This window comes from Cyanobium sp. Candia 9D4 (assembly GCF_024346155.1).
Taxonomy (GTDB): domain Bacteria; phylum Cyanobacteriota; class Cyanobacteriia; order PCC-6307; family Cyanobiaceae; genus Cyanobium; species Cyanobium minutissimum.
Window position 1 is genome coordinate 79,484 of sequence record NZ_JAGQCK010000005.1, and the last position, 13,544, is coordinate 93,027.

Annotated in this window: 16 protein-coding genes; 10 read left to right on the top strand and 6 right to left on the bottom strand. The window is 67.5% G+C overall.

Annotated elements, in window-relative coordinates; genetic code table 11:
• Positions 1 to 42 precede the first annotated feature (42 nt).
• The 4 genes from KBZ08_RS11610 to KBZ08_RS11625 all read right to left on the bottom strand — a co-directional run bounded on the left by KBZ08_RS11610 (position 43) and on the right by KBZ08_RS11625 (position 2,529).
• A complete protein-coding gene (locus tag KBZ08_RS11610; protein ID WP_315861259.1) occupies positions 43 to 792 on the bottom strand; it encodes a superoxide dismutase in 750 nt (249 codons plus the stop codon).
• A gap of 97 nt (positions 793 to 889) precedes the next feature.
• Positions 890 to 1,432, bottom strand: coding sequence for an isoprenylcysteine carboxylmethyltransferase family protein (locus tag KBZ08_RS11615; RefSeq protein ID WP_254973106.1), 543 nt, complete (start codon positions 1,430 to 1,432; stop codon positions 890 to 892).
• Between the two features lie 49 nt (positions 1,433 to 1,481).
• Complete coding sequence (locus tag KBZ08_RS11620; protein ID WP_254973107.1) at positions 1,482 to 2,090, bottom strand: triacylglycerol lipase; 609 nt, start codon at positions 2,088 to 2,090, stop codon at positions 1,482 to 1,484.
• 256 nt (positions 2,091 to 2,346) lie between these two features.
• Complete coding sequence (locus tag KBZ08_RS11625) at positions 2,347 to 2,529, bottom strand: hypothetical protein (RefSeq protein ID WP_254973109.1); 183 nt, start codon at positions 2,527 to 2,529, stop codon at positions 2,347 to 2,349.
• Positions 2,530 to 2,772: 243 nt separating this feature from the next.
• On the opposite strand from KBZ08_RS11625, the gene KBZ08_RS11630 reads away from it, so the two are divergent.
• Positions 2,773 to 3,330: a hypothetical protein gene (locus KBZ08_RS11630; protein WP_254973110.1), complete on the top strand. Its 558-nt coding sequence runs from the start codon at positions 2,773 to 2,775 to the stop codon at positions 3,328 to 3,330.
• Between the two features lie 23 nt (positions 3,331 to 3,353).
• On the opposite strand, the gene KBZ08_RS11635 is transcribed toward KBZ08_RS11630, so the two are convergent.
• Positions 3,354 to 3,947 (bottom strand): MarC family protein, encoded by a 594-nt coding sequence (locus tag KBZ08_RS11635; RefSeq protein ID WP_254973111.1) that lies wholly within the window; start codon positions 3,945 to 3,947, stop codon positions 3,354 to 3,356.
• A gap of 181 nt (positions 3,948 to 4,128) precedes the next feature.
• Here KBZ08_RS11635 and KBZ08_RS11640 point away from each other — a divergent pair, with 181 nt between their 5' ends.
• Positions 4,129 to 4,746, top strand: coding sequence for a hypothetical protein (locus tag KBZ08_RS11640; RefSeq protein ID WP_106222596.1), 618 nt, complete (start codon positions 4,129 to 4,131; stop codon positions 4,744 to 4,746).
• Here the strand turns inward: KBZ08_RS11640 and KBZ08_RS11645 are convergent.
• On the bottom strand, positions 4,737 to 5,603 hold the full coding sequence (locus KBZ08_RS11645) for a lysophospholipid acyltransferase family protein (protein ID WP_315858459.1): 867 nt from the start codon (positions 5,601 to 5,603) through the stop codon (positions 4,737 to 4,739). The two genes, KBZ08_RS11640 and KBZ08_RS11645, sit on opposite strands and share 10 nt — an antisense overlap.
• 90 nt (positions 5,604 to 5,693) lie before the next feature.
• Between KBZ08_RS11645 and KBZ08_RS11650 the strand changes: the two genes are divergently transcribed.
• The 8 genes from KBZ08_RS11650 to KBZ08_RS11685 all read left to right on the top strand — a co-directional run bounded on the left by KBZ08_RS11650 (position 5,694) and on the right by KBZ08_RS11685 (position 13,494).
• Positions 5,694 to 6,119 (top strand): thiol-disulfide oxidoreductase DCC family protein, encoded by a 426-nt coding sequence (locus KBZ08_RS11650; RefSeq protein WP_254973114.1) that lies wholly within the window; start codon positions 5,694 to 5,696, stop codon positions 6,117 to 6,119.
• A 551-nt stretch (positions 6,120 to 6,670) separates the two neighbouring features.
• Positions 6,671 to 7,327 (top strand): Crp/Fnr family transcriptional regulator, encoded by a 657-nt coding sequence (locus KBZ08_RS11655; protein WP_219904429.1) that lies wholly within the window; start codon positions 6,671 to 6,673, stop codon positions 7,325 to 7,327.
• Positions 7,284 to 7,793, top strand: coding sequence for a phosphate-starvation-inducible PsiE family protein (locus tag KBZ08_RS11660; protein ID WP_254973115.1), 510 nt, complete (start codon positions 7,284 to 7,286; stop codon positions 7,791 to 7,793). The genes KBZ08_RS11655 and KBZ08_RS11660 overlap by 44 nt, the downstream gene beginning before the upstream one ends.
• Before the next feature lie 387 nt (positions 7,794 to 8,180).
• Positions 8,181 to 9,515, top strand: a complete 1,335-nt coding sequence (locus KBZ08_RS11665) for a CmpA/NrtA family ABC transporter substrate-binding protein (RefSeq protein ID WP_396103644.1) — start codon at positions 8,181 to 8,183, stop codon at positions 9,513 to 9,515.
• 162 nt (positions 9,516 to 9,677) lie between these two features.
• Positions 9,678 to 10,466, top strand: coding sequence for a nitrate ABC transporter permease (ntrB, locus tag KBZ08_RS11670; RefSeq protein ID WP_254973255.1), 789 nt, complete (start codon positions 9,678 to 9,680; stop codon positions 10,464 to 10,466).
• A gap of 13 nt (positions 10,467 to 10,479) precedes the next feature.
• Entirely contained in the window at positions 10,480 to 10,629 is a 150-nt protein-coding gene (locus KBZ08_RS11675; protein ID WP_254973116.1) for a hypothetical protein, read from the top strand.
• 6 nt (positions 10,630 to 10,635) lie between these two features.
• The gene (locus KBZ08_RS11680) at positions 10,636 to 12,633 is read left to right on the top strand and encodes a nitrate ABC transporter ATP-binding protein (protein ID WP_254973117.1); all 1,998 of its coding nucleotides are present in this window, start codon (positions 10,636 to 10,638) and stop codon (positions 12,631 to 12,633) included.
• A gap of 27 nt (positions 12,634 to 12,660) precedes the next feature.
• Entirely contained in the window at positions 12,661 to 13,494 is an 834-nt protein-coding gene (locus tag KBZ08_RS11685; RefSeq protein ID WP_254973118.1) for a nitrate ABC transporter ATP-binding protein, read from the top strand.
• Positions 13,495 to 13,544 lie beyond the last annotated feature (50 nt).

Genomic DNA, 13,544 nt, shown 5'->3' on the forward strand with positions numbered 1-13,544 from the left:
TTCCCAGGCGGTCGTCGTATCAGCTACCGACAACCGCCGCTGTCAGGATTCACTCGCGGTTGTCGCCGCGCCGCCACCTCCGCCGCCATCGGCGAAGCGTCGGCTCACCTCGTTCCAGTTCACCAGCGACCACCAGGCGGTGACGTAGTCCGGCCGGCGGTTCTGGTAGTCGAGGTAGTAGGCGTGCTCCCACACATCCAGGCCCAGCAGGGGCACGCCCCGCTCGATGCCCGGCAGATCCATCAGCGGGTTGTCCTGGTTGGCGGTGCTGGTGATCGCCAGGCTGCCGTCGGGTCGCCGGATCAGCCAGGCCCACCCCGAACCGAAGCGGTCGGTCGCCGCCCGGGCGAAGCGCTGCTGCAGGGCTTCGGGGGAGCCGAAGGCCGCGGTGATCGCCGCCCCCAGCTCCGCCGAAGGGGCACCGCCCTGGCCCGGGGGCGCCATCACCTGCCAGAAGAGGGAATGGTTGTAGTGGCCGCCGCCGTTGTTGCGCACGGCGGCCGGGTAGCGCGACATCCGGCCCTGCAGATCCTCCAGCGCCATCCCCTCCAGCTCGGGGTGGTCGGCGATCCGGGCGTTGAGGTTGGCCACGTAGGCGGCGTGATGGCGGTCGTGGTGGATCGTCATCGTGGTGGGCGCGATCGCCGGAGCCAGGGCATCGACCGGGTACGGCAGCGGCGGCAGGACAAAGGTGGCCAGCGCCGGCCCCGGGTCAACCACGCACACCGTCAGAGCCACCAGGGCCGCCAGGCCGCAGGCCCGCAGAACCCGTAACAAGGCAGGAAGGGCCATGGACCGGACAGGGCAGAGGCCTCGGTTCTAACCGCTCCACCGGTCGGCGGCAGCAGCGGGGGGCAAGCGGCGGGCGGCGACCACGGAGCTCAGGGTCTCAGCCATAACGCCAGTCGAGCCAGGGCACCCCGGGAAGGATCGCGGCGGTCGCCTGGCGGTAGGCGCCGTAATCCGGATGGAGCAGCACCAGGCGGGCCTCCTCGCGGCGGGCCTTGAAGCCGAGCACAACGACCAGCCCCAGCATCAGGCCGAGATGCAGCAGGCTCCCGAGGGCCACCGTCACGCCCAGGGAGCAGAGGATCAGGGCCTGGTAGAGCGGGTGGCGGCAGCGGCCGTAGGCCCCGGTGGTCACCAGGGGGGCGTCCGCCATGGGTTCGGGGAGGGGGCTGAGGCTGGCGCCCAGGTTCCGGGCTCCCTGGCCGGCCAGCACCAGCCCCAGGCTGAACTGGGCCAGCCCCGCGAGGCGCACCGGCAGCGGCCAGGCCAGACCCAGGGAGGCGGGAGGGGGGGTGGCCGGCAGCAGATGGGCCGCAATCAGGGCCATCTGGGCGATCAGCCACCACTCGCCGCGGCGGTTGTCCCGCAGACCCTCCCAGGAGAAGCCCCAGGCGGTGAGTCTTTCGGCCAGGGCGTTCGGCATGGTGACCTCGCGGTTCGGCGTCCACCTCCATGCTGGGCCCGAAAGGAGCTCAGGGGCGCAGCAGATCCGCCACCAGGGCATCGAGGGCTGCCGGGTGGCGCAGCAGCTGCTGGTGGCTCCAGACCGGCAGCATCCGCCGCGGCCCGATCGGCAACACCGCCCGCCAGCCCGGCACCACCATCAGATCGAAGACCGTGGCGTAGCTGCAGCAGTCGATGCCCCGCAGCAGGGTGAGGTCGGCATTGAGTTGCCGCAGCAAGGGGCTGCCCACCTTGAGATCGGCGATGCCGGCCAGGGGCCTGCGGGGCCAGGGCTGGGCCGTCAGGGTCCCCTGCTGGGGGCTGCCGAGGCTGATGAAGCGGCGGGTGCGGGCATGGCCGCCCAGCCGCTGGATCCAGGTGCGGGCGATGACGCCACCCATGGAGAAGCCCAGAATGTCGAGCGGCTGGGCAGTCCCGAAGGCCGCGTCGATGGCGGCGGCGAGACGCTGGGCCGAAATCTCGATCGCGTCAGCAACCAGGGGGAGCGGCAGGGCCGGCTTCAGCAGGCGCTGGCGCCTGCCGGCCAGCCGCCGATCAAGGCGGTCGAAGACCCGGGGCGTGTCGAACAGGCCATGGACCAGGACCAGCGGCGGAGGCGTCTCAAGGCCGTCGGCCATGGCAGCGGAGAGCAGGTTCTGACCATCCTGCGGCGCGCACAGGAGCAGATGTTGGACGAGATCTCCTGCAGGGAGGGGCGTTCAGGGGACCGGCTTCGGGTCTCGCGGCTGATCGTTGGCTCGCTGGATCAGGGATCGGAGACTGGCGGGGATCCGCTGTGGCAGGCGTGACAGGGAGGGGCTGCCGGCCGGAGGGACCTGGCGCTGTTCAAAGGCTGGCCTGGAGAGGCGATCCGGAGGATGGGTGGCGGGAGGATTACTTGGTCAGGGGGGTGGGGGAGGTGTCGAGCGTGCGGAAGACGCTGTCGCTCGTCTGGGAGGTGGCGCTGATGCCTGCCGAGGAATCGGACTGCGACTCGGGGAAAGGAATCACCACCATCGAAATCAGGAAGGCGGCACCGCTGATGGCGGCCACTGCCAGTTGGGCTATGGGGCTCACAGGATCCATGGCCGTCGTTTCACTGCCCATTAAGAATACACCAAGTCATCGCTCACGGCCATGTTCGGCTCTGCGGTGCTGCTGCAAGCCTGCCGCGATCAGGCTGAATGGCCGACAACGCTATCGCCGACGGACGTTTCAGGGCGTCATCGGCCCCTGGATCGCCCCTCCCCCGTCGCGGCGGAGCCCTCCACTGGCCCGCCCGCGGGGCGCCGATAAACTGAAAAAGTGAGGAGAGCATCGGTGACTGGCCCCACGGGACCCACCCCCCAGGACCCGCCCCGGATCAGCCGCTACGAGGCACTGGCGGAGCGCTGGCGGCTGCAGAGCCACCGGACCGACGAGCTCCACGAGACCCTCCGCACCCACTCCTACCTCCTGCTCACCGAGCTGGCGACGGAGCTGGGCGTGGAGGCGAGGACCTGGAAGGAGCAGAGGAACCCCTTCCATCGTCGCTACGTCGAGTACCGGCTCTCTCCGTTTGCCGGATCGGAGGGGGAGACCCGGATCGACCGTTACACCGCCAGGGGCGAGCTGGAATTCGCCATCGTCCTCACCTTCGATCACGGGGAGGACCGGTTCCCCAAGACCCGGTTCCTCGTCCCCCTGGCCACCCGGATGTACCGGCAGCACCCCCAGTTCTGCCTCTGGGACCCGGTCGCGGCCGCTCCCCTGGAGGGTTTCCTCTGGGTGGCCACCCGCCCTGCGGTGATCCAGGACATCCTGACGGTGCTGGATCGGGAGCTGGCCATCGACCCGTTCGAGGGGCCGCCCACCCCACCGCGGCTTGGTTGTCTCTGAGGGTTCCCGGCACACCGGACCCCTCAGGCCAGCACCGGAAAGCAGCCCCTGAGGCCACTGACGAGCATCTGGACGGCGATGGCGCTCAGCAGCAGACCCATCAGGCGGCTGATCACCTTCTCCTGAAGTTCCCCCAGGGCCTGACGCAGGGGCATCGAGGCGATCAACAACAGATAGATCAGGATCGCCAGCAGGCCGATCACCCCACTGAGGGCGAGCCTGCCCTGCCAGCCAGCCGGGGCATCGGCCACCACCAGGGAGATGGCGCCGGGGCCCGCCAGCAGCGGCAGGCCGATCGGCACCACACCGGCACTGTCCTCGGTCCCATCCAGGGAGCCGTGGCTCACCTCCCGCCCATCGATCAGGCGCAGGCCGATCGGCAGCAGAATCAGCCCCCCGGCCACCCGGAAGGCCTCCAGGGTGATGCCGAACAGGTCGAGCAGCCCCTGGCCCCACCAGCAGGCGGCGATCAGGGCACAGAGAAAGGTGAGCACCGCCAGGCGGCTGATCCGGCGGATCCGCACGGGGTTGCCCCCACCGGCCTCCACTACCACCGGCAGCAGACCGATCGGCGAGCTGATCGCCAGCAGACCGACGGCCGTGTTGATCAGGGACATGGGGGCCCCGGGGACACCGGCAGAGCGACGACCATCATCGGAGCCATGGGCCCGCCGATCGGAGCCGCGGGCCCGGCCCCGCCCCGGCCGCACCAGTCACATCCAGTCATCACCCCGGGGGACCCGCCCCATTGCACCCCTGGCATCCGGCGATTGACTGGGCTCCCTTCGCCCTCGACCCATGGTCTCCGCATCGGCCCGGCTCCGGATCCGGGCGGCCCTGATCACGCCGGTCCTGCTGAGCCTGCTGCTACCCGCCCCGGCTGCGGCCGCCACCTACCAGGCCCTCTGCGGCAACAACCCCTGCACCATCAACCTCGACGCCAACGGCATCGGTGACAGGAAGAGCTTCATCCCCATCGGCCGAGTCGCCCGCTGGTTCGCAGGCGGAGCGGAGACCTACGACACCACCAACGGCACCGTGGGGGCGGTGGGTGGCGGCACCGCCGGAGCCATCGCCGGTGGCCTCCTGCTCGGCCCGGTCGGCCTGGTGGGGGGCATGGTGGGCGGTGCCCTTGCCGGATCGAAGGCCGGCAGGACGGCGGATCTCTACTTCACGGTGGTGGGCTACGACAGCGCCGGCGACAAGACCACCCTCAACTTCCGCTTCGTGAATCCCAGGCCCGCCCATCAGATGAAGCAGGAACTGGCGGTGTTGACCGGTCTGGCCATGGGGGAAACGCGCTCCCTGGCGGAACTGCAGCGCCGTGTCGATCCCCTGCCCCAGCGGCTCGGCAACGGAAGCGGGCCCCAGTCGATTCCCTCCCAGTCCTACGTGGCTCCTTCCCGTTACCGCTGAGCCTCGGCCGCCAGCCGGTCGAGGGCGTCCTGCATCGCGGCCGTCACCCGCTGATAGCAGGCCTGCACATAGGCCCGGTCGCGGCTGGCGGCATGGCCGCTGCGTTCCAGGCGGATCGGCGGGCACACCCGCGTGTGGATCCGCACCGGCAGGGGCAGGTTGAGCAGCGGGCCCAGGGCCAGGCCCCAGGGGAGGCCCAGGTAGAGGGGCATCACCTCGGGATCGATGCCGAACAGCCAGGGCATCCCCCGCTCGTGCAGCGCCCGGAACTGGGGGTAGAAGTCCTCCAGCACCACCAGGGTGTCGTGGGCCCCCCAGGAGATCACCGGGACGATCGGCAGGTCGTGCCAGATCGCCAGCCGCAGGAAGCCGGTGCGGCCGGCGAAGTGGATGCGGCCCCGGTCCCGGTGCGGGCGGAAGGTGTCCTGCCCGCCGCCGGGATACACCAGCAGACTGTTTCCCTCCTCCAGGGCCGCCAGGGCCAGGCGCGGGTGGTAAGGGATGGCGCCGGTACGGGCAGCCAGATCGGCCAGGGGCGGATAGCCCAGCCAGACCTTCGGGTGGGCGAGCCCCAGCACGGGGCGTTCCAGACCGAAGCGACGGAACCAGTCGTACATGACCATGTGCATGTCGGGCGCCGCCAGACCGCCGTTGTGGGTGCCCACAAACAGCACCGGATCGGCGTCGGGGATGTGCTCCCAGCCATCGGAGACGACCCGGAAATAGTGCTGATACAGCCAGCCCCAGAACGGCATCAGCCGGCGGATCAGGGCCGGATCCCGGCGTTGCCAGCGGTGCAGCGCGGCCTGGCGGCAGACGGGCATGGGGGAGAGGGAAGCGGGCTGGAGTCTGGCCACCGGATGGGCGCCACCGGTGCGGTGGCAGCCCTTTCTGGGCTCGCCAGGCGTCCGGTGCCCCAGGCGCCTCCGTCGTCGCCCACCGCCCCCATGGCCGAGCTCACCCTGCTGTTCGATGGCGGTTGCCCCCTGTGCCTGCGGGAGGTGAACGCCTTGCGCCGCCGCGACCGGGGGGTGGGCCGGCTGGCCTTCGTGGACGTGAACGACCCCGCCTATGACCCGGCCCGTCACGGCGGCATCACCTACGCCGAGGCCATGGGCCGCATGCACGCCCTGGATGCCGACGGCGGCGTGATCCGGGATGTGGAGGTGTTCCGCCAGGCCTATGGCCTGGTCAACCTGGGCTGGCTCTACGCCCCCACCCGCTGGCCCCTGCTGCGGCCCCTGGTGGACGCCATCTACGGGCTGTGGGCCCGCTGGCGCCTGGCCATCACCGGCCGGCCGCCGTTGGAGGTGCTCTGCCGGGATCGGTGCGGGACCAGCGTCGGCCAGGTGCACGAGGTGGTGGGCGGCTGAGGGGCCTGCTGGCGAACGGGGGCGGGCTCACCCGGGAGAAGCCGTCCGAAGGAGTCGTTGTGCGGCACCCCCCGTCGTCATCGCGTCCGGGCTGGGTGCCTGTGGCGGCGCCATCCGATGAACCCCGAACAGATGAACTGCGACCCCTGAGATCTCGATCGTCCTGAGCATAGAAAAATCCGGTGGAACCAACTGTTGGCCCCACCGGAAAGGGATTCCAGGAGAAATCCAAGCCTAAAACTTTCCTCCCAGGGAGGCGGACAACCAGACACCAGACCCGGTAGCAGCCGCGACTGGCTCGCAGCGCCAGCGAAGCCGGCCGGCCTGGCAAACCGATCACCTGGGCTTATCGGCTGAATTGGCAATCCTGCGTGGAGGTACCACCCAAGAGGTGGAACTGCTCACTAATGTTCCCGGACTCCAACACGGGCCTCTCCTTCGGAAGTTTGGACACCCCTGCCGACAACCGCTTCCATAGGGGTCTTCCGCAGCACCCAACCCCGCCCACAGGAGCTTCCCGCCATGCCATCCGCCGTGTCATGACCCTCGCCATGCCCGCACGACCGCTGCGCCTGACCCTTCGCGCCGATGACCATCTGCCGGCAGACATGGGCTGGCAGATCGACGATGGCTACATCCGCGCGAACACCTGGAATGAGGAGGGTGAGTCCATCACCCTCGGCATCTGGGGACCCGGCGACCTGATCACGCCCACCGGCTGCGGAGTGACGCCCTACGAACTCATCTGCCTCACCCGGGTGATGGTGGTCGAGTGGGAGCCGAGCGAGAGCGAGACCCTGGCGTTCATGCGTGATCTGTTCACCCAGACCACCCAACTCCTGCAGATCCACCGGGTCAGGCCGGCCGATTCCCGGTTGCTGCGCTTGTTGCAGTGGATCGGCACCCGCTTCGGTCGGGTCAGCAGCAGCGGCACGACCCTTTCGCTGGAGGACATGAACCTCACCCACCGCCAGCTGGCCGCCATTGCCGGCATGACCCGGGTCACCGTGACGAAGTCCCTGACCCGCTTCCGCAGCAATGGACAGGTCGTCAAGGTCAGCGAAGCCGATCTGCTCGTCCCTCGCGATACCAGCCTGGCAACCACCGAGAACACCACCGCCACCCTTCCTTTGGGCTCCCTGACCTTCCCGAAAACCCTTCGCCATGAACCACCCGCCCACCGGAACGCCGGTTTCGACACCCCATGACGCCATTCCCTGGCATCAGCAATTCCGCCGCAGCCAGATCGTCCAGTCCCTCGAGGCCGTCCAGGACCTGATCGCCATCTCCCTCTGCCTGGGGCTGTTCGGCGTGATGGTGCTGCAGCTGAAGCGAACCTTCTCGACGCTCTTCTCCACCTCGGAGTTCCACGAGGTCACGGCGGACATCCTCTTCATCCTGATCCTGGTGGAGCTCTTCCGCCTGCTGATCATCTACCTGCAGGAGCAACGGGTGTCGATCGGCGTGGCCGTGGAGATCGCCATCGTGTCCGTGCTCCGCGAAGTTATCGTCCGGGGCGTGCTGGAGACGGACTGGCAACAGATCCTGGCGGTCTGCCTTTTTCTGATGACCATGGCCCTGTTGATGGTGGTGCGGGTGTGGCTACCGCCCACCTTCGCCGGCGTCGACCCGGAGGCCCAGGTGTCGGCCCGGGTGCGCCAACACCAGGAGTAGCCCGCTTTCCAATGCATTCTGCTGCGGATGTTGTTGCGAATACCGACATCTCGATGATGGCCTTGATCCAGCAATCCGGCCACTGAGCACCAAGGCTTTCAGCTCCTGATTCCTGGATCGATAAGTCCAGTTTATTCAGGAGATTCGCAGATCTGCTTGAAGACAGCACTCAGTTATTCTGATCAGCTCCTAATGTTGCCGGACCCCAAATCCGGGGCCACCAAACCACCCAGCCAGCCGCTTCTTCCCTCCCTCTCCCTTCGCCTGAGACTCCACGCCGCAGAGGCGATGAAGAGAGTCTGACCACAACGAATGAGCCCCAAGGGAGTGTTCATTGAGCAGCCCCTCTTCTTTTCTCGCCAACCCTTTCCCCTTCCTTTCCATTCGATGACCATGACGAGTCGCCGTCGTTTCCTCACCCGTTTCGGGGCCGCCCTGGGGTCCTCCCTGCTGCTCGCCGGATGCCTGGGCAATCCACCCGGCAGCTCCGATTCCGCCAGCGCACCCCAGGCCGCGAGTCCCGCGGCCGGCCAGGAGCTGGGCACCATCAAGCTGGGCTACATCCCCATCCTCGAAGCCGCTCCCCTGGTGGTGGGGGTGGAGAAGGGCTTCTTCGCCAAGCATGGGATCAAGGTGGAGCTGGCCAAGCAGGCCAGCTGGCCCGCCGCCCGCGACAACGTGGTGCTGGGCTCGGCCGGTGGCGGCATCGATGGGGGCCAGTGGCAGCTGCCCATGCCCCACCTGATCACCGAAGGCATCATCACCGACGGCAAGAAGGTACCCATGGTGGTGCTGGCCCAGCTGAACAGCCAGGCCAACGGCATCGCCGTCTCCAACAGTCTCAAGGCCGAGAACCTGGGCCTGGATCTGGCCCCGGCCGTGGACGTCTTCCAGCGCTTCCCGCAGAAGGAAGGCCGCAAGTTCCGTGCCGCCTACACCTTCCCCAACGCCAACCAGGACCTCTGGATCCGCTACTGGCTGGCGGCCGGCGGGGTCGATCCCGACAAGGACATCGAGCTGCTGACCGTGCCCTCCACCGAGACGCTGCAGGGGATGCGCAACGGCACCATGGATGCCTTCAGCACCGGCGACCCCTGGCCGTTCCGAATCGTCAAGGATGACATCGGCTACCTGGCCGCCCTCACCGCCCAGATGTGGCCGGCCCATCCCGAGGAATTCCTGGCGGTCCGCTCCGACTGGGTCGAGAAGAATCCCAAGGCCGCCGTGGCCCTGGTGAAGGGCCTGATCGAAGCCCAGCAATGGGCCGACAAGCCCGAGAACCGCAGCGAAGTGGCCAAGCTGATCAGCTCCCGCGCCTACTTCAACACCCCGGTGGAGGTGCTCGAGCCCGCCCTCAAGGGCCAGTACCTGCTGGGTGCCGATCGGAAACCCGTGAACGACCCGAAGCTGGGCCCGATCTACTGGATGAGTGATCGGGGGGTGATCTCCTACCCCTACAAGAGCCTGAGTCTGTGGTTCCTGGTGGAATCGCTGCGCTGGAACATGCACCCCGGCAAGCTCACCTCGATCGAGCAGGCCAGGGCCCTGGTCGACAGGGTGAACCGGGAGGACATCTGGCGGCAGGCCGCCACCGAACTGGGGCTTCCCGCCAAGGACATCCCCACCGGCTCCTCCCGGGGCAAGGAGACCTTTTTCGACGGCATCGTCTTCGATCCTGAGAACCCCCAGGCCTATCTCGACAGCCTGAAGATCAAGCGCTGATTCACTCCCCCGTCGGCCGAATCCCCTTCGGCCGGCTCTCCCTCCGACCCGTGACCCGGCGTCACGGGTCATCCCTTCCAACGCCTTTCTCCACTGTTTTCCAGGACGACCCCTCCCATGACCCTCACTGCACCCAGCCCCGGCGCCACCACATCCGGCCCCATGGCCTGGTGGAAGCGCCACCGCAAGCTGATCCTGCCGCCGGTGTTCGGCATCGCCGGCTTTCTGCTGGCGTGGCAACTCAGCGCCAGCCTCGGCCTCACCCGGCTGCCCGGCCCCCTGAGCCTGTTCACCGAGCAGCGCACCCGTGAACTGCTGCTCTATCCCTTCTACGACCGGGGCGGCCTCGACAAGGGCCTCTTCTGGCAGACGATGGCCAGCCTGGGCCGGGTCGCCCAGGGCTATCTCCTTGCCGCGGTGGTGGGGATCAGCGCCGGGATCGCCGTGGGCCTCAACAAGACCCTCAACCGGGCCTTCGACCCCCTGTTCCAGTTCCTGCGCATGGTGGCGCCCCTGGCCTGGGTGCCGATCGCCCTGGTGATCTTCCAGAAAAACCAGCCGGCGGCCATCTTCGTGATCTTCATCACCGCGGTGTGGCCGATTCTGATCAACACCGCCGAAGGGGTGCGGCAGATCCCGCAGGATTACCACAACGTGGCCCTGGTGCTGCAGATGTCGAAGAAGACCTTCTTCACCAAGGTGCTGATTCCTTCCGCCCTGCCCTACATCTTCACGGGCCTGCGCATCTCCATCGGCCTGGCCTGGCTGGCGATCATCGCCGCCGAGATCGTGATGAGCGGCATCGTCGGCATCGGCTTCTTCATCTGGGATGCCTATCAGCAGAACTACGTCAGCGACATCGTCCTCGCCGTGGTCTGGATCGGCGGCATCGGCCTGCTGCTGGATCGCCTGATGGCCTGGCTCCAGTCCCGGATCTCCCCCGGCCAGTGAGCCCGAGCCAGCCATGAACCTGCCCAACGTCCTCAAGCCCTTCGGATGGCTTGACGCCTGGATGAGCGACCGGAAGAACGTGATCCGCTTCCTGCTGGCCCGTGTCCTGCTCATGACCGCCATGGTCCTGGCCTTCGGCGTCCTCCATCTCTCCCAACCCTGATTCGCCATGACCACACTCGTTGACGTCCAGTCCCTCGAAAAGAACTTTCCCCTCACCGGTGGCGGCAACTACCTCGCCCTCAAGGGGATTGATCTGGAGATCCGCAAAGGCGAGTTCATTTCCCTGATCGGCCACTCCGGCTGCGGCAAGTCCACCCTGCTCAACATGATCGCCGGCCTGGATCTGCCCACCGGCGGCACCGTGCTCCTCGAGGGGGAAACGGTGAAGCGTCCGGGGCCCGACAAGATGGTCGTGTTCCAGAACTATTCCCTGCTGCCCTGGCTCACCGTCCGCCAGAACATCGCCCTGGCGATCGAGGAGGTGATGCCCGACCTGGGCAAGGCGGAGCAGGAGGCCCTGATCGACGAGCACATGGAGATGGTGGGGCTGACCCAGGCCGCCACCAAGCTTCCCGGCCAGCTTTCCGGTGGCATGCGCCAGCGGGTGTCGATCGCCCGCGCCCTGGCGATCAAGCCCAAGCTGCTGCTGCTGGATGAACCCTTTGGCGCCCTCGATGCGCTGACGCGGGGGAATCTGCAGGAGAAGCTGATGCAGATCTGCAACGAGCACGAACTCACCGCCGTGATGGTCACCCATGACGTGGATGAGGCGGTGCTGCTCTCCGACCGGATCGTGATGCTCACCAACGGGCCGGGCTCGAGGATCGGCGGGATCCTTGAGGTGGACATCCCCCGCCCCCGCCAGCGGCTCACGGTGGTGCACCACCCCAGCTACTACAGCCTGCGTTCGGAAATCATCTATTTCCTCAACCGCCAGAAGCGGGTGAAGCAGTGGCAGGCCCGCCCCCACAAGGTGCTGGCCCGCCACGGCCTGGAGAAGGTGAACCTGGATCTGGGCTTCATCCCGCTCGCCGCCTGCGCCCCCCTGGCGGTGGCCGAGGCCAAGGGCTTCTTCAGCAAGCACGGTCTCGACGACGTGCAGCTGGTGCGGGAGACAAGCTGGCGGGGGGTGGTGGACGGTCTGGTCGACAGGACCCTCGACGCGGCGATGATGCCCTCGGGCATGCCCACCTGGATGACGGCCGGGGGCCATGGCAGCGAGCCGCTGCCGATCGTGTCCTCCCTCACCATCAGCCGCAATGGCAATGAGGTGACCCTCGCCAAACGACTGGCGGAACAGGGCGTCAGCACGGTGGAGGACTACCGCGCCTGGTTGGGCAGCCACGAACGGGAGCCCCACCGGATCGGCATCGTCCATCCCGCCTCGATGCACAACCTGCTGCTGCGCTACTGGCTGGCGGCCAACGGCATCGATCCCGACAGGGACGTGCACCTGCAGACCCTGCCACCGGCCCAGATGCTGGCCGACCTCAAGGACGGCTCCATCGACGGCTACTGCATCGGCGAACCCTGGAACTTCCGGGCCGCCAGCAGTGGTCATGGGGTGCCGATCGTGGGGGATCTCGAGATCTGGTCGGGCCATCCCGGCAAGGTGCTCGGCGCCCGCGAGGACTGGGCCCAGGCCTACCCCAACACCCACATCGCCCTCACCAAGGCCCTGCTGGAGGCCTGCCGCTACTGCGCCGACCCTGCCCACTGGCCGGAAATGGGCGAGCTGCTCAGCGACCGGCGCTATCTCGGCATGAAGGCCGAGCTGATCCGCTTCAGCGGCCAGCCGGGTGAGTCCGGCTCCTTCGCTCCCCATGGGGAACCGCACCATCTGTTCTACGGAGCGGGACTCAACCGCCCCAGCCGCAGCGAGCACCTCTGGATCCTCACCCAGCTGGCCCGCTGGGCCGAGATCCCCTTCCCCCGCAATTACGTGGAGATCCTCGAACGGGTCTGCAGCGTGGGGGTGTTCAGCACCGCCGCCCGCGAACTGGGCCTGGACGACGTCAGCTACCAGCGCCGGGCCATCGAGCTGTTTGACGGCCGACCGTTCAACCCCGAGGACCCGATCGGCTACCTCAACGACGTCTCCCTGCACCGCGATTTCAGCATCGCCGAGATCCCCATCGGCCAGCCCCGTGCCATCAGCGTCTGATCCACCGTCCCTCCGCCATTTCCTCCGATGATCACCACGGCCAGAAAGCTCCCGTCCGCTGCCATCGCCAGCCAGCCCCTGCTGCGTTTCGAGGGGCTGGGCAAGGTCTATCCCACCCCCACCGGACCCTACCCGGTGCTGGACAACATCAACCTGCAGGTCGAGCAGGGGGAATTCATCTGCGTCATCGGCCATTCCGGCTGCGGCAAGTCCACGCTCCTGAACATGGTCTCCGGCTTTTCCTCACCCACCGCCGGCCAGGTGCTGCTCAACGGCAGGCCGATCGAGAAGCCCGGGCCCGATCGCATGGTGGTCTTCCAGGGCTATGCCCTGCTGCCCTGGATGACGGCCTACGAGAACGTCTACCTGGCCATCGATGAAGTGAAGCCCGACCTCTCCAGCCGCGAGAAGCGGGAGATCGCCATGGAGCACCTGGCAATGGTGGGCCTAGAGAAGGCCGTCGACAAGCGCATTCCCCAGCTCTCCGGTGGCATGAAGCAGCGGGTGGCCATCGCCCGGGCCCTGGCGATCCGCCCCGAGGTGCTGATCCTCGATGAGCCCTTCGGAGCCCTTGATGCGATCACCAAGGAGGAGCTGCAGGAAGAGTTGCTGCAGATCTGGAACACCCAGAAATGCACCGTGCTGATGATCACCCACGACATCGACGAAGCCCTCTTCCTGGCCGATCGGCTGGTGATGATGACCAACGGTCCGGCCGCTTCGATCGGCGAGGTGATGTCGATCGACTTTCCCCGGCCCCGCAACCGTGAAGACATCATGGAGGACCCGAAGTACTACGAGCTGCGCAACACCGCCCTCGATTTTCTCTACAACCGCTTCGCCCACGACGACGTGGAATGAGGCCCACGCGACGGGCCTGGCCGTTCGTTTCTGCCAGGATGCCCCCCCGA